Here is a 17,599-nt window from a genome sequence, read left to right on the forward strand (position 1 = left end):
TTCATAGTTTTCGTAGGCTTTCTCTGGGAGACCTATATTATACCCCTAATGTAATAAACATAACCTAAACTCTACTATTTCAAAGAACAATTTTTATCTTTTTTTCTTAAGTCAACGACATTGATATTTGTATTATTAATTTCGTCCAAAACAAAATCTATTTTTTTAGCAGTTTGATTGTTAAAAGTATCAATTCTCATTTCAATTTTATTTAAATCCAATCTAATACTATCTATTTGCTCCTGCTTTATCTTAGTTTCCCCAGAGATAAAGTTTTTCAAATTTGCTACGGAACTGATGACTGACACCATAAGTGCGGAAAGTGCTATTATCCATTGTCTTCTATATCTTTGTTCTTCCCTTGCAATAAAACCTCGCTTGCAAAAACGTTTAAACTCATCTGTTGGAATAATATTCTTAATACAATATTTAAGCAATAAATCAATGTACCTCTCGTCTTCGATTTCACGTTTCATTCCACTTTCAGTTCCTTTTCCAAAACTAGTAATTTCAGTTACTACTTTTCTGCCGTCTTCAATTTTAAATAAACTACTTGTTTGATAGGTTAAGAGAAATCCTTCCTTTTCCAAAAGCTCTATAAGGGATATTGTTGTAAATAATATATCTTCTATCTCAAATATCCATTCATTAATAGCCTTAATAACTGGAAGGTTAAAGTGAATTGTTACTTTTCTAGGATTAAAGCATACCGAAATGCATACTCCTTCGAGTTTATCTTCAATTAATTTTGTTAATGAAATATGCTGCCTATCAGCGGGCAGAGATGAGTTGCGGACATTTTCATCTTTCTTAGTAAGAATTCTTTTACAAAGGCTTTTTTCGAATTTACTCAGTAACCTCATTGTTCAGTAATTAATTATATTGTTCATTGTCCTCTGCTTACCACTAACATTTCTGCGGCAAAAGCTGTTAGGGAATTAACTGCAACTTTTCATTCCACTGTAAACTTTTACTAAAGTACTAAAAACTTGCTTTTCTGTGCATCTGCCCCAATAGATTTTACCACGTGTTGGGTGCTGGCTTTTTTTTCTTCAATTCTTATTATCGTTAAGTAGAGAACCTATTAAAATACCTGCTAATACAATCCCCGTGCTTACTAATATAACCTTTCCGATATCTTCATTTAAACTTTCTCTTACAAATTTTTTATAAGTCTTTAGTTGCTGTGGTTTATAATCTGGCTTAACTGCAAATGGCAAATTAATAGCCCTATCATCTGAAATGTAAATCTCTGGTCGCTGATTTGGTTCATTTTTTTGAGTATTAATCTGTGCTGTTTTGAAAACTTCAGCAACATTAAAAATTGGTTTATTCTCCCTTGATATTTTGTCTTTTACTACATGTAATAAACTTGAAGAAAACAAACCACCATAGTCATAACCATAGTCCATTGAAGCGTTTCCTTCGGAGGTTGCAAATAACAAAACACGAGCCGTTTGAATTTTTGAGATATGTTCTTCATACATTGCTCTTGCTTTAATTGGATTTGGATTTGGGAAGTTTATCCCTTCTAATAAAGGTACACCAGCAAATCCAATAAATTCGGGGTAACTTCTACAAGCGTCAATTATTGTTATTTGACGTTTTGCTCGCGTTGCTAAGTGTTTTTTTACTTCTGGTGCTTGATCTGAATTAAATATAACTCTTGGATTCTTATTTATGTCAGTATATCCATGACCCGAAAAATAAACAAATGCAAAATCAACATTTTCACAAGCACTTAAAGATGGTGAAACTTGTTCGAAAGTAGGGTTGAATGGAAAAGTTATAATTTCTTTTTCTGTCCAACCTCCACCAATAGATGATGTTAAAAAACCATATATATTTTCAATATCAGTTTTAACACCTGATAAATAATTACCAGCTTTGGGTGTTTTGGGGTCAGAGGGGCTTCCAATAAGCAATGCTAATCTTCTCATATACTTGTTTGTTTTTAACTTCTTTGTTGATTTTTCCACAGTAAACTCATTGTGAGAATCATTCTAAACTTGCACACAATTCATTTACAGGTCATATTATACCAAACTTATCCACCCATTCTTGATGTATAACTTTAGTTCTTATTATCCTTCACAAAATTAATCTTTTCCACCAATCATCAAACAAAACTTCTATTTTTTATAAACAAAAAAGAGTGTGTTTCAAAAGTTCGAAACACACCCTTTTTATTTGTACTCCTTATTTGAGGAGATTTCTAAATATTCAAATCTCAGAGGCTAAACTTTTCTATTGATACAGCCCCTGCTTGGCATTACGAGATGGTTACTGCATCGGAGGTGGAGTGTTTCTCATCGTTCTCCTTATCCTTACTCCTACCATTACGGGCAGCAATGGTGGTTTTGTAGTAGTTTATCATCTCGTTTACCTCACCAACAAATGTGGCAACGGTTGGTTTTGCTACGCCAAGAACTACAGAGGCATTTATCTTATCCACAATCCTATTGTATATTGGGTCAATAGCCTTGCGGGTTATCCGAACATCACCGTTATCGCGACCAGCATATTCGGTGTTACGCTCGTTGAATGCAGCCTGAAATTCATCGTTTTGCTTTTTCATCTCCGCAACCCATGATGTTATACCAACTTTTTGCAAGTGGTTAGCGTTGGGCCTCTGCATAAGAGTGGTTAGCAGGTTAGTCATGGCAGTACTCTCCGCATTGTACGATAGGTTGCGGATATCCCCGAAGTTGTCAATAATTCGCATTATTACCTCGGCGCTTGCAACCTCATCCGCAAAGGGGCTTAGAATGGTTGCCTTCACTTTTAGGTTAATGGCATTCCATGTTTTGTCGCGTACTAAATCCTGCTGCTCAATGCTTTTGGATTTACTACTGCCCATCTCCATTCGCATGGCGGTTTCCTGAACGCCTATGCTGGTATTAAACTCCAAAACCTCGCTATCGATTCCTAATTCGGCAGCGGAGTGCTTTGTAATTAGAGCATTAAAATCGCTCATGTACTGATGATGTTCGTTATGACGTAAACGAACCAAACTAATACCTTCAATTTTAATCATAATTTTAAATGCTTTTTAATATTGTATTATAAAATTAAAAAGGATTATTTAATTGACCAATAGCCCTCCGTGGTTTTAAGAATAATTAGCTGTAGGTGCATGTTTCTTGCCTAAAACTGGGGTGAGTAAAAAACGGCGGTTTTTTCTTTGCCACAATCTCAGGCGAGTAAAAAACAGCTGTTGAAGCCTTGCCCTGAGTTTTAGAAGCAAAAAAACAACGGTTTTTTCCTTGCCAGAATCTCAGGCAAGCAAAAAACAGCTGTTGAAACCTTGCCTTGAATTTTAGAAGCCAAAAAACAACGGTTTTTCCTTTGCCAGAATCTCAGGCAAGCAAAAAACAGCTGTTGAAGCCTTGCCTTGAATTTTAGAAGCCCAAAAAACAACAGTTTTTTCTTTGCCAGAATCTCAGACGAGTAAAAAACTACGGGTTAAGCTATACCAAGAGTTTTGGTATAATCTCTTTCAATGAATCAATAGATCTTTGATTTTGTATTGGTGCGGTCTGAGATCGCTATTTAGTTACGACGAAGTTATGGTTAACGCCTAAATTTTTACAAGCAGGGAGTTAACTTCGTCGAATTCCCTGCGGTCGTTTGACTTTAGCTCCACAATTTGTCAAATAGTTTGTCATAACCACGCTGATTATAAAACTTTGTAAACTCTAAATTGTCAGATGCTGGAAATTCAATTTTGATTTCTTCTGAAAGGTTTTTCAAAACTTTGTCGCCAACTGATTTTGAAAACTTTCCTCTCAATGCTTTCTCATACCAAGTATGCAAATCACTTTCTGTTACGATGCTTTGTATTTTAGATTTCCAACCGATTTGATTTAGCAACGAAACAATAAGTTTCTGTTCGCTGTCTTTGCAAACAATTACAATTCTATCTGCCGAAACTGAAGTAACAATATTTTCTGCAAGTTCTTCAGTCAGGGATAAATGTTTAATTTGAATTACAAGTCCGAAGTTAGCCCACATATCAAGTCCTCTGTCTGCTGCATTTGTAACGCCAACACGATTTATTCTTGCTGGCACTTTCATTTTATTTTGTTTAGGAGTAAGACGAATAACTTTTTGCGCAAAGTCCTCAAACTCTTTGAAAATGTCTTCCTTTGCAGGGTTCATACTTACTTCAACTGAAACTTCCAACGCTTCAACAAGTGCAGAGAAAAGAGAAAACACAATTATCTCATAAATTTTATCAATGCTTCTTCTTAACCCTGGCTCATTCCAAAACAGTGCAAGAAACTCATCAAGTTTGAAATTGTTTTTATCGTGTGAATTGCAATAGTCATTTCCTGTTGACATTTGAGAAAACCTTTCTGAAAATCTGCGGTAGATATACGCCTCTACAATTCCTTTTTTATTACGATTTTCTTTCCCAAGCACAACTAATGTTGAGGGTGGAATAGCATTTTCATTAAAAATATCGTCTTGGTATCGTGCTGAAGAAGTGCTTGTTCTGCCCAAAAATTTGTTGCAAATAACATCTCTCCACCGCTTTGAAACATTGCGATAGGTTTGTAAATCAGAAAGAGTAATATCTTTTTCCGTTCTATCTCTGTGTAGAATTTCTGCAATTTGAATTGGCTTGTAAAGATGAACTCTTGCTTTAGAGATTACTTTATCAATGGACTGCTTGGCTTCTTTTATATTCATTTTGCGGTACTAATAATTTTAGTTGAACTGCTTCTTTTCTTGCTGTTTCTTGGTTTTTCAAAGCACTTATAATTTCGCCTGCAATGGCTTTAATAACTGGAACAGAAACCGAATTTCCTGCAACTTTTCTTGCTTGTGAATATGGAATATTTATTTTAAATGTGTCTGGAAAACCTTGTAAACGCAACATTTCTCTGTCTGTTAGTCGCCTTACGCCATTTACAACAAGGTAATTATAACTTCCTCCTGCTCTTAATGCACACGAATAAGGTAATGCAGAAATATTACCACCAATGTTTTCGTGCCAAACAGACGGATAGGGAGGAATGCCCTTAACCGCATTTAATCTTTTTTCTTTCAGTTGGTCTGATAGAAAATAACTTTTAGGAATGTCTTCGTCCTTTTGTAAAATAGTTGTCAATGGTTGATAATAACCAAGTGGTTTAGGAAACTTAAAATGAATAGGGTTGCGAAAACCTACTATGTAAATGCGTTCCCTTTTTTGTGGCACACCGAAGTCAAGTGAATTAAAAACTTTATGATAAACAGTATAACCAAGTCCTTTTAGTTTTTCTAAAATAGTAGCAAAAGTTAGTCCTTTGTCATGTGTTGTCAAACGCTTTACATTTTCTAATAAAAACGCTTGCGGTTTTTTAGCTTCTAAAATTGCTTCAATGTTGAAGAATAAAGTTCCTCTTGTGTCTGCAAATCCAAGTCCTTTTCCAGCAATACTAAATGGTTGACAAGGAAAACCTGCCAATAAAATGTCATGGTCTGGAATGTCTTGTGGTGCAATTTCATTGATGTCGCCAAAAGGCTTTTCGCCAAAATTTGCTTCATACATTGTCTGCGCTGACTTGTCCCATTCTGATGTAAAAACATTTTCACAACCGTATGCCTCAAAGCCAAGTCGTATGCCACCAATACCTGCAAAAAGGTCAATTGTTTTATATTTTTTTATCATTCAGTTTTATCTTTTTCTATTCGTCCAAAAATAGTCATAATACTTGCTTGTTTTCTCGTTTTTGTTTATAAGTTATGAACGTTCAATGTTAGCACGGGCTGTTTTTAGGGTTCTAACTAACGTTTTTGTAAAATACTGCAAATCATGTTGGTATAATTTTCAGATCATCTGCAGTTAAATCAAATTTAGCGATTTGCTTTTGAATTCTTTTCACAATACCAAGTTTTCTTTTTTGATCCAGAAACAGGTATCCTTCCGGATTGACGTACGGGGTACCTTTAACGACCATATTCCATATGATGACGGCAAGCTTTCTTGCAGTTGCGCTGATTGCAGAAACACGCCCTTTCCTAAAGTTGATCCGTTGAAAAAAGTCTCTCAGGGGCGTTGATTCCTTCAGATTTCCTATAGCATTTGCTGCATTCCTTAGCGCTATTTTAAGCCTGTTGCTCCCTTTGGGAACTCTGCTCGAAAGCACTTTTCCTCCGCTAACCTTATTGTTTGGAGCTAACCTGAGCCAGGAGGTGAACTGTTTTGCTGTAGGGAATTTTCTGATGCCTTCAACGCCGACTTCGCTCATGATTGTCAGGGCTGTAGAATAGCTCATCCCTTCAATGGCAAGCAGATCGATGCCCTCAAACATCTGGTAGGACTTCAGGTTTAGGTCAATGTCCTTGGGGGTATTTTTATTGACCCTCTTGTAGGTTTTCGGTTCAATGAAGTGCTGCTTCTTGTTGTCATCCTGCTCAATAATTTCATTGAGCGTCTCCGCTATCATTTGATCGCATTCCGATACCTTTTTTTGAAGATGGTCATACGTGTCAAGCTCCTGTTTGAGCGCAAACAGGTAGTCTTTTCTGCCATTGGTCTGAAGCGCTTTGGCAATTTCTGCTTCACTTCTTTTACAGTTCCCGTGGCGAAGGGAGGCTAATTTCTCGGGCCTGGTTTCTCCCCCGCAGATGGCGCGAATGATGCTTAATCCGGTCAACCCACACGTATCTTTTACCACAACGTCTAACCGGAGGTTTAGCAGGCGCAGGTATTTTTGCATCTTCTTGGACGTGGAGGCTGCCGAATGCAGCAGATTTGCCCTTTGACGGCAGTAGGTGCGTAGCTGCTCCGTTTTACCATCGGGGAGAAAGCTGCTGGTGAGCAACCCTAGGCTGTGCAGCTTTTGTATCCACTGACAGTCCTTGATATCTGTTTTCTTGCCTTTGATGTTCTTGGTGAATTTACCATTGCACAGGATCACGTGAAAACCTTTTGAGATCAGAATGGCGTAGAGGTTTTGCCAGTAGGTTCCGGTGCTTTCCATGGCAATCGTTTTAATCTCGTTCTCGTTGAGCCATTCGGCCATTTCAAAAAGATCCTGATTAAAAACACCGAACTCCCTGATGTCCTGTTCCCGCTGCCCAACTGCCACCCAATGAGAGCGGCTTCCAATATCAACCCCCGCAGCATGAGGGTTGACTATTTCCATTGAAATCTCTTTTTCTTCCATCGTTTTTGGCTATAAAAAGCTCTTAGGAGATGTGCTTTGGGCAAAGTAATTATTCTAATCGGGGTTGTAAACCACCACTGAAGTCATCGCAAACATCTCAACCAGGATTGCGCCCGTGCTTTAATGCAACAGTTTAAAAATCGGCCTTACAAAGAGCTGACACAAAGATAAAAAGTAGATGGTAATTTTCCCACGTTAGCCTCGGAAGTCAATGGTGTGGTATAGGGTGGATTGCGCCTAACACGTTTATATGTCTGTTTTTTTTCAAACCTCTACACCCATTTATATCTATAGGTCTGTTTTTTAATATCCTTTTACAAATTTAGTCTTTCCCACCAATCGTCAAACATAACTTCTGTTTTTTATAACTATAGGCAGTTACTACCGATTGGAAATATATTCATCATCGGCATAAACCAAATTTGAAGTTAAGGATTTTTGGGGTTATATCCTGCTTGTAATTGCTACACTGTAACCCCGTCAGGGTTTCGAACCCTGACGGGGTTTGCGTTAAACCCAAGAGTTATATATAATTTTGGAGGATTACCTTCTTGCCAGCGTATGCTAAAAAGGTTTATCCAATTTGATATAGTTTATCAGCTTATCGTTGGAGTTTAGATATTCCGCTGAGCATGGGTTACCGTACAATGCTCGTTCAAGGTAATTGTTAATACCCTCGTTAAATTGTATTTTACTATTTCCGGCTGGGTTGCTATTACCATTCTCAATATTCGATAAATCAATTGTGAATGGCATCCTGAAAACAATACCCGAATTCTTCAACTTGAATATTAGGGGTGTTAGCCCTCTCCCTGCTATCCTGCTGGGAGGGTTTCCTATCAGCTCCATCGATTTACTATTCGGGGTAAGTGATGTTAAACTGCTGGCAGCCGAGTATGTATCTTCGTCCTGAATTACGTATATCTTCCTAAATATTTTGGAATTATTCTGCAATGGCTTTATGGTATCGGTTGAAGCAGAAATCTCAATAAATTTATAGGATCCTATAGATACATTGGCTTCGGCGCTGTCTTTTATATTATATAAATTCAAAACCCTCTTGGTTGGACTGTTATTTAAAGCACCTATACTGCTCCTCACAACAACAGGTTCGGCTAAAACGCTCTCCAGTATCTTTTGCCAAACAACATCCTGCCCTCCCCTATTGCTCCTAACATCTAGCACAACTTTCGTTATGCTATCGTTGAGCTTATCGTGAATTAATTTAAAGTAATACTCTTCGTTAAACATAAAGGGAATCCTAAGATATAGAATATCTTTACCAATAACCTCGGCAAAAGGTTTACTGCACATACTTTCGTGCTCCTTCAAAAGGATTTCGAGCGGCTGGGCAAGGTTAATTGTTACAGTGTTTTCGCCAATTGTTAGGGTGAATTTACGGATTCCCAATTCGGGCATCGCCAAAAAAAACATCTCCGAGTACCATTTCCTATGGCTCTCGTCCCACCTTAAATCGTAAAAATGATACTTATACTTTGAAACAAAAGAGTCGATGCTAATATCATTAATAGCCCTAACCTCAAGCCCCTCCTTAATCTTTGCTCCATTGTAATTGAAAGGACGGACATTGTAGTACTTTCCATCAATATATTTCACCCTTAAACCACACTTTATTTGTGAGTAGATGCTGTCGTAAACGAGTTTAAAGTATCTGTCGGCGTTGAGCGTATCGGCTAGGGATACATTGCCAAAACTGGCTAGGTTGCCAAAGCGTTTGGTGTATAGGATGATGGTTGATTTGTCGGCAAAAATCAGGTGACCATCGTTGAGCACGGCAAATGCCTGTTTCATTATAAACGCAAAGTCTTTGGCTGTTTTGGCGTTTGAAATTCCTTTCCCAATGCTGTTTAGCTCTTTGTTAGCTTCAATACCAGTTTTCTGCTCCAGCTGCGGGCGCAATGCGTAGTAATTGTTTACGATGGTGGTGAACTGGTTGTAATCCTCCATCATCGCATTCTGCGATAATACTTGTGCTGTTGTTGCAAGTGGGTAAAGAAGGCTTAAGCCTATAAATAAAGATTTAAGGATTCTGGACATTATTCTTAATTCTATAGTGGTTGAAGAGGAAAGTATTAAGGTTGTTCTTTATATCTGCACACGTATTGGCCTGCTCGTTTCTATGTACGCTTTCAATCCTAGCGTATGGGCATCCGCCATCGCAAATTGGGAAGTAGAAACATTCTTTGCACTCTTGGAGCGATAAGGGATCGGCCTCAACTAGGTATTCGATGTATAGATCCGATGCTTTTAGATTGAAGATATCGCCAATGGTTTTGTCCTCAACCCCAATATCGTTCCAGCATTTGTAGAGTTCACCTTTAGGGCCAACAACAAAGCTGTTGATATGACGGGCAGTACATTCGCCAAATCCCGATTTTGGGTAGAATGCCAACGGTATTTTATATTTATCGTACTGCTGCGCCATAAACTCCAGCTTGTCCTCCTTTTGGAAAAGGCACGATGAGTTACACTTGGTTGAGTAAATATCGGTAACATACCCAGGATGTACGGATAGATTATTTGTGGGGATTATTTCTTTTAGGTGATAGTAGAGCTGGTGATATTCGTCCTGATTATTCTTGTCGACATTAACCCTAAGGGCTACCTTCATCTCGGGGATAATTTCAAAAAGGGTGGTTAAGTTCTTTATAATGGTTTGGAAGCTGTTCTTGTGCTGCTTGTGGGGTCGCCGTATATTGTGGGTTTGTTCAAGCCCATCTAATGTAATCTGTAGCTGTGTTATCTGGAGAGATTTAAGATTAGATATTACATTTTTATCTAATAGATACCCGTTAGTAATCATTGCTGCTTGATAGTTGATACCCAATTTTAGAATCTCTTCGGTAATTTTCTGTACCTTTTTATACGCGATCAATGGCTCACCGCCGTACCACGTTACACGCAAAAACTCAATGTTTTTATGGTTTTTAATGAAATTAATAATTCCATCAATAACCTCCTCGGACATTTGATGCTCCGATGTTAAGTGATCCTTTTCGTAGCAATACTCACATGCAAAATTGCACGACATGGTGGGCGCAATGGTTAAAGTTAAGTACTTTTTCTCAAACCTTGAGAGTAATCTCTGTAGCTTGATTTTGTTGTATATAGCCGAGTCGTTCTCAACAAGGATATTTTCTGCCTTTAGCCTCTCAATACTCTCAGGGTCTAAATCCAGTTTGCCAGCAGCGCAATCCTTCATAACCTCGTAATCATCGGCATTTAGCTTTATAAAATTATTGGTATACGAGTTATACAAAAAATACTCTTTATTATCGGTTTCGAATAGGTAGTTATACTTTGACCATTTCATACAATTAAATTAAGCTTGATTAGAAAAGTAAACTTTAATAATAGTGCAAAACGTAAGGGCTGCCCTTAACAGCATTTGTGCAGCGACAGCCCGAATAGGTTTAGCATAAACTGCTTTTGCAGATACAATCTGGAGCACAATTCCAAGCATCACAACCCCACCATGGATCGCATTGGGTATCTACCTCAGCAAACATACCCCCTTTTAATTCGGACATTGCTAAATTCGACAATCGAGCATCAATCTCTTTTTGAGAATCTTTCTTTTCAACAAAGTTGAATTCCTTTAATGTTTTCATAATAAACAATATTTTGGTTTGTTGTGTAATAATAAAAATATATATCCAATATTCTATATTTTAATACAATTTATTTGCGTATTTCAAAGGCAATAAACTAAGAAAACTGCAAAAAAGAAGGGCTGCCTTTAACAGCATTCGTTTTCGGGCAGCCCTTGAATAGGTTTAGCACAAACTGCTCTTGCAAACACAGTCTGGAGCGCAATTCCAAGCATCGCAGCTTCTCCATGGATCGCATGGAAGAGCAACTTGCTCTGCCAATACACCTCCTTTTAACTCAGACATCGCTAAATTCGACAACCGAGCATCAATCTCTTTTTGCGAATCTCTTTTTTCAACAAAGTTGAATTCCTTTAATGTTTTCATAATAAACAATTATTTGGTTTGTCCTGTAATAATAAAAATATATATCCAATATCCGATAATTTAATTCACTTTATTGTGCAGGTTTCATAGGTTATAAACTTTAAAGCAAGCAATAAAAAAGTAAAAGGATATATTTTAGACATTGTATTAGATTAGGCTGCTTTGAGTTTGATAAGAGTCCCGAACTTTTTAAAAAGTTCGGAACTCTAGGGTTTAACTTCTTTTCGAGGATTAAATTTTCTGAGTAAACTTTAGGTATAACAGTTGTTGCTTAATCTGTATAAAGTCTTTTGAATGACTCAACTAGAAATATTTCGCCAATTAATCGTGCTGTCATTGCATATAAACTTAAGAAAGGGGCAAAACAAAGGGCTGCCTTCAATATATATTTAAAGCAGCCCTTAAAAGTTTACAATGAATCGATTTTACTAATAAGGTTTTAAATCAATAGGTTGTGGAACAAAAGGCTGTGGATCGAAAGGTTTTGGATCAGCAATTGCTAGGTTACTCTTGCAAACACAGTCTGGATTGCAATTCCAAGCATCGCAACTGCTCCATGGATCACATGTTCCTAATGCACCTCCTTTTAATTCTGACATTCCTAAATTCGACAATCGAGCATCAATCTCTTTTTGTGAATCTCTTTTCTCTACAAAATTGAATTCTTTTAATGTTTTCATAGTATATAATTTTTTAGATTGTAATGTAATATTAAAAAATATATACTTAATATTCGATAATTTAGACCGATTTATTTTGCAGGAATGATTAATTGCAAATTGGAAAATAATCAGGCATAAAAAAGTTGCGAGATTATATATTGAATAGCGCAATTAGAGTTAATTTGCTTATTAAATATTCTATTGCGAATAATAGAATTTTACCGAATTATTGTAGACAAAAAAATCAATATTTGATACCTTTAGATATGGACTACATCGAACTTAAAATTACGGTAGAACCAACAAGTCAAGAAGTAAGCGAGATAGTTATTGCGCAGCTTGCCGAAATTGGTTTCGAAAGTTTTACCGAAAACAATAGTGGAATTAATGCTTACATAAGGATCTCCGATTTTACGGATGAAACTAAAGCCAAATTAAATGAACTTTTTCTCCCAGATAATATTAGAATATCCTACCAAATAGAGCAAATTAAGGATCAGAATTGGAATGCACAATGGGAATCGAGTTTTGAGCCAATTAATGTAGATAATAGATGTTTAGTTCGTGCTTCGTTTCACAAGAATACCTCAGAACTGGAATACGATATTATTATCGATCCTAAAATGGCTTTTGGTACTGGACATCACCAAACCACATATTTGATGATTGAACAAATACTTAAGGCTGATCTAAAAGGAAAAACTGTACTTGATATGGGTTGTGGAACTGGAGTTCTTGCAATACTTGCAGAAATGAGAGGTGCAAAAGCCATTACTGCCATTGATATTGATGAGTGGGCATATAAAAATACCGTTGAAAATATTCAAGTTAATAATTGCAGTAGAATAATACCCCAATGTGGAGATGTTCGCTTAATAGAAGGGAAGGAATTTAACGTTATTCTTGCCAATATAAATCGGAATATTCTCCTATCTGATATGAAGCATTACAATGATTCTTTATCTATAAACGGTGTGCTTATCATTAGTGGAATACTCAAAACCGATATAGAGATAATTATGAGCAATGCAATTGACTTAGGATTAATCTATCAATCCACCTCAACACGTGATGAATGGGTAACAATGTCCTTTCTAAAATCTCACTAAAAAATAGAATATGGCTATAAACTTTTCCTCCATTAACCGAAGGTTACTTTCTTTCATTATAACCCTTGTTATTATTTGTATAATAGCCATTAATGCTATAATAGCCTACTCTAGGGATGAGGGTAAATTTTCTGGCGATATTCAAAAGTTCCCTATTGAATTGAATAATATCCTTAAACAGGATATAACCAAGGAAAACGATCAACTCCTTAAAGATTTTACCAAGTTTTGGACAGTCGATTCGATTCTAATTGATGAGCAGAAAAAAGATATAGTAACGGCATCTACCAAAATGCTTGAAAAAACAATTAATAGCAAGGATCATTTTTTTAAATACGTCCAGCTAATCATGTTTTGCGGTAAAGATGAATACGCAAAGAACCAATACACATCATGGGATAAAGGGTTTCAAAACATTGTAAACGATCCTAAAATTAGTATCGTTGAAATTGATGATTTTCTATCAATCTCATTAAGTACAATTACAAAAGGAATTTTAAACGAAAAATCTGGCTATTTCTGGAAGGTAAATAAGAATAGCTATCGTTTTAATTCTGATAAAGAATTTACCATTTCATATGACTCTATAAACCTAATCTGTTCAAACAGCAAGGATAGTATTTTTATAAAATCGACCGCTGGCTCATTTAATCCATTGACCAGAATTTGGAAGGGGAATAATGGTAAGGTTACATGGGCTCGGTCAAATTACCCTGAAAACGTAATCTTTGCAATCCTTTTAAAATATAAGATTAATCTTAATGAAAACAACTATAAAGCTGATTCTGCAAAGTTTATAAACCACGATTATTTTACAAAACCAACCTTAGGTAAATTAACAGATTGGCTATTAAAAGACTATAGGCCTGAATCCATACCTTACCCAGAATTCCAATCATACGATCAGTGGTTTCAAATCAAGGATCTCTTTAAAAATGTTGACTACGAGGGTGGTTTCACCATGCGTGGTTCAAAACTCATTGGAACTGGAGGCGCATCAAAACTTGCAACCATAATAATAAAACAAAACGATAAAGAATTCTTAAGAGTTGAAGGCAATATCCTTATTTTCCAACGGCAAATCATTAACTCCGAAAAGGCAAAAATTCGATTCAAATTCGATAAGGATTCACTATTTCATGTAGGCTTAAATTTTAATTACAACGACCAAAATAAAACGGTTGTTATATCTTCAACCGATAAATTGTTAACACAAAGTCCATTTAACAGTTCTTATCACAAACTCTCAATCTCATCAGGCCAGCTTAGCTGGAAAATAACGGATAATAAGATTTTTTTCGGAGCATCAACAGGTTCTGCAATAAATAGGGCAACCTTTGAATCAGGCAACTACTTTAATGAGGAAAAATTTGACCTAATGATGGGTCCTGACGAAAAACACCCGCTATTGGCTTTAGCCAACTATGCACGAAAGGTAAAAAGCAAATACTTCCTTGCAGAGGATATGGCCGGTTATCTCAGAAAATCCATAGAACAGGTTCGGATTGAAATGATGAAAATTGCAGTACAGGGTTATATTTATTATGATTTCAGTACCGATGAAATTCAGATTACCCCCAAATTATACGATGCCATTAAAGCCCGAGGGCAACTCATCGATTATGATGTTATCAATTTTAACTCCCTAACTCAGGGTAGTCTGCCTAATGCAGAGCTTAATCTGAAAACAATGGAACTTGCCATTTATGGTATTGATAATATCTCTGTTAGCGATTCTCAAAATGTATACATCTATCCTTATAAGCATCAAATTGTAATGCAAAAAAATAGAAACTTTTCTTTTGGGGGAAGCGTACGTTCGGGGTTATTCAAATTTGTTGGAAAAAAATTTCAATTTGATTATAGCAATTTTAAAATTGTTTTGGAAGATGTTGATTCATTAAAACTAGACTACAAGACAAGTCAGTATGATATGACTGGAAGGAATGTTCTTAAAACCATTAGCAGTACCTTCGAAAAAATTACTGGAGATATTTTTATCGATAAGCCTGATAATAAATCAGGATTAAAGAAGAATAAAGGGTATCCTGTATTTAATAGCACCGCAACATCATTCATTTACTATGATGATCCAGCAATTTTTGGCGGGGTGTATAAACGAGATAGTTTTTACTTTGAAGTTAAACCCTACAAATTCAACAATTTAAATAACTTCGATCAACAAGACATTAATTTTATTGGAACCCTTTATTCATCAAATATATTTGCTCCAATAGAGGATACCTTGAAGTTACGCCCAGATAACTCCCTTGGATTTATTTGTATAACTCCCCCTGAAGGCATGGCTGTTTTCGATGGAAAGGGTAGAGTTTTTAATAAAATAGATTTAAGTAACAGTGGGCTAAGAGCCGATGGTCAATTAAAATATATTACATCTACCACCACTTCCAATGATTTTTACTTTTTCCCCGATTCACTAGCCACAAAATCAACCCAATTTACAATTGATCAACAACTCGCTGGAATACAATATCCAGAAACAAAGGGTAATAAACACCGTATCAAATGGTATCCCAAACGGGAAAAGTTTTTTGCCTATCGAGGGGAACAACCCTTTGAGATGTATACTAACCAAGCCCGCCTTATGGGCAATCTCCTTCTCGAACCCCTTGGGTTAACTGGCAATGGAACCGTTAGGCTTGATAACGCAAAGCTAATTTCAAAAAAATATGAATTTGAGGCTAACGATTTTAATACCGATTCTACTAGCCTTGATTTATATGTTCCAAATTCCGATTCCGTATCATTTGAATCAACTAAGCTGAAAGCTAAAATTGATTTTCTAACTCGTCAGGGTATATTCAACAAAAAAGGGATAAGTATCTATGCCAAGATGCAGCCTCTTAGATACGAAACCCACATGGATAGAATTATCTGGAATATGGGCAATAACGAGCTAACAATGTCAACAGGAGGTCGTCAGCAGGCGGTTGAAGCCGAGAAGTTTTATGTTTCACGTATGGCCGATAAGGATAGTATTCCTATAGGATCAGTATTCTACTCAACAAGATTTAACGAGGATTCCCTTTACTTCTTCTCACCACAGGCTACATACAATTTGAAAAATTCAAAATTAAATGCCGACTCAGTTAAATACCTTCTTGTGGCTGATGCGGTTGTTTATCCAATTGATAAAAAAATATCCGTTGAGCCTTCTCTTAGATTACTTCCGCTAAGTAAAGCAACAGTTATTGCCAGCATTCCTAAACGTTACCACAGAGTTTATAACTCAGATATTACGGTTTTAAGCAGAAAGAAATACTTCGGTAAAGGCTTCTATGATTATATTGATGAAAATGATTCTATTGAAACCATCGCATTAAACGAACTTGGCGTTAACGATAAAATTATCACCTATGGGAATGGCAATATTACCCAAGCCGATAGTTTTAAACTCAGTCCCGAATTTGGTTTTGCTGGAAAGGTTTCGCTCAATTCATCAGAGAAATTTCTCTATTTCAATGGAGGCACAAGACCCATTTTCCATTGCAAAAAACTATACCCAAATCTAATTAAATTCGAAACAACCATTAATCCTGATAGTATTCTAATACCCATATCTGATGATCCAATGAATACTGGTCAAGCGCGATTAATAAATGGCAGTATAATTACCGAAGATTCCATAAAACTTTATGGTTCCCTTCTTGGTATCAGAAAAACCTATAGCGATATACCCTTTGTTCAGGCCTCTGGTTATATGAATTTCAATAAAAACAATCGGAGGTTTACAATTGGGCCATCATATAAAATTTTTAATCCCGATACCTCGGGGAATACTGTCAGTCTTCAAAAAGATTTTTGTATGCTCTTCGGCGAGGGAAATATTACTTTGCCAATAAACCTGGGTCAGGTAAAGCTAAAGTTAAATGGAAGTTTAATACATAAACTTGAAGATAACTCGCTAACATTAGATACTTATCTTCAGATAAATTTCTTCTTCAATCAACCGTCATTAATTGCAATGGCAACAGATTTAAATTCATTCCCATTACTTGACAAGGTTGATTTAGGTCGCAAAATTATTAAAAAAACATATTACGCCTTAGCAGAATCCAAAGAAGCCATAGATGCTATATCCCAAATAGGTCTCTTCGGAGCACCAACAATGGTTCCCAAAGGTCTAGAAAGCACTATAACTTTAGCAGATCTCAAACTCAAATGGAATCCACGAACAAATTCCTTCATTTCCATTGGTAAAATTGGCATTGGCACAATTGGCAATGTACAGGTTAACAAAAAAGTAAAAGGCTATATCGAAATATATAAACGGCGAAGCGGTGACTTCATGACTCTTTACCTACATCTTGGAGAAGAAAAGTACTACGTATTTACCTATACCAAGGGAACAATGCAGGTTTCATCCGATAATACTTTATTTACGGATCCAATTAAACTCATGAAATCGAGTGAGAGAAAAGTAAAAGTACCTCTAGGTCAACAAAAGTATAACTTCCTAGTTGGTACAAGAAACGAACTTAATATTGCTCGTAAACGCTACAAACAACTTCTGGAAGGGGATGAAAACTTGGATGAAACTTCTGATAAAGATAAAACATCAGTAGAATCTGAGGAGCAAGAAAAATCGAAGGAATCAACTACTGAAAATAATACTGAGACAAAACCTGTGGATTAATCTAAAAAACAAG

At 36.3% G+C, this 17,599-nt stretch carries 13 protein-coding genes; 2 read left to right on the forward strand and 11 right to left on the reverse strand.

The annotated features are described in order from the left end of the window. Positions 1-74: 74 nt before the first annotated feature. The 11 genes from HOO91_20030 to HOO91_20080 form a co-directional block, all read right to left on the reverse strand. Positions 75-863, reverse strand: a complete 789-nt coding sequence (locus HOO91_20030; protein ID NOU19853.1) for a hypothetical protein — start codon at positions 861-863, stop codon at positions 75-77. Positions 864-1,052: 189 nt separating this feature from the next. After that, positions 1,053-1,940 (reverse strand): caspase family protein, encoded by an 888-nt coding sequence (locus tag HOO91_20035; GenBank protein NOU19854.1) that lies wholly within the window; start codon positions 1,938-1,940, stop codon positions 1,053-1,055. A gap of 332 nt (positions 1,941-2,272) precedes the next feature. Continuing rightward, a complete protein-coding gene (locus HOO91_20040; GenBank protein NOU19855.1) occupies positions 2,273-3,037 on the reverse strand; it encodes a hypothetical protein in 765 nt (254 codons plus the stop codon). A gap of 599 nt (positions 3,038-3,636) precedes the next feature. Continuing rightward, a complete protein-coding gene (locus HOO91_20045) occupies positions 3,637-4,695 on the reverse strand; it encodes a HaeII family restriction endonuclease (protein ID NOU19856.1) in 1,059 nt (352 codons plus the stop codon). After that, the gene (locus HOO91_20050) at positions 4,664-5,659 is read right to left on the reverse strand and encodes a DNA cytosine methyltransferase (GenBank protein NOU19857.1); all 996 of its coding nucleotides are present in this window, start codon (positions 5,657-5,659) and stop codon (positions 4,664-4,666) included. The genes HOO91_20045 and HOO91_20050 overlap by 32 nt, the downstream gene beginning before the upstream one ends. A gap of 142 nt (positions 5,660-5,801) precedes the next feature. After that, the gene (locus HOO91_20055) at positions 5,802-7,160 is read right to left on the reverse strand and encodes an IS110 family transposase (protein NOU19858.1); all 1,359 of its coding nucleotides are present in this window, start codon (positions 7,158-7,160) and stop codon (positions 5,802-5,804) included. Positions 7,161-7,724: 564 nt separating this feature from the next. Beyond that, a complete protein-coding gene (locus HOO91_20060) occupies positions 7,725-9,218 on the reverse strand; it encodes a hypothetical protein (protein ID NOU19859.1) in 1,494 nt (497 codons plus the stop codon). After that, complete coding sequence (locus HOO91_20065; GenBank protein ID NOU19860.1) at positions 9,202-10,494, reverse strand: SPASM domain-containing protein; 1,293 nt, start codon at positions 10,492-10,494, stop codon at positions 9,202-9,204. Before HOO91_20065 ends, HOO91_20060 begins: the two co-directional genes overlap by 17 nt. 100 nt (positions 10,495-10,594) lie before the next feature. Continuing rightward, complete coding sequence (locus tag HOO91_20070) at positions 10,595-10,792, reverse strand: hypothetical protein (protein NOU19861.1); 198 nt, start codon at positions 10,790-10,792, stop codon at positions 10,595-10,597. A 165-nt stretch (positions 10,793-10,957) separates the two neighbouring features. Beyond that, a complete protein-coding gene (locus HOO91_20075) occupies positions 10,958-11,158 on the reverse strand; it encodes a hypothetical protein (protein NOU19862.1) in 201 nt (66 codons plus the stop codon). A 428-nt stretch (positions 11,159-11,586) separates the two neighbouring features. Then, on the reverse strand, positions 11,587-11,838 hold the full coding sequence (locus HOO91_20080) for a hypothetical protein (protein ID NOU19863.1): 252 nt from the start codon (positions 11,836-11,838) through the stop codon (positions 11,587-11,589). A gap of 248 nt (positions 11,839-12,086) precedes the next feature. On the opposite strand from HOO91_20080, the gene prmA reads away from it, so the two are divergent. Together prmA and HOO91_20090 are read left to right on the forward strand one after the other, a co-directional pair. Next, entirely contained in the window at positions 12,087-12,929 is an 843-nt protein-coding gene (prmA, locus tag HOO91_20085; GenBank protein ID NOU19864.1) for a 50S ribosomal protein L11 methyltransferase, read from the forward strand. A 10-nt stretch (positions 12,930-12,939) separates the two neighbouring features. Beyond that, the gene (locus HOO91_20090) at positions 12,940-17,586 is read left to right on the forward strand and encodes a hypothetical protein (protein ID NOU19865.1); all 4,647 of its coding nucleotides are present in this window, start codon (positions 12,940-12,942) and stop codon (positions 17,584-17,586) included. Positions 17,587-17,599: the final 13 nt, after the last annotated feature.

This window comes from Bacteroidales bacterium (assembly GCA_013141385.1).
Lineage (GTDB): Bacteria > Bacteroidota > Bacteroidia > Bacteroidales > Tenuifilaceae > UBA8529.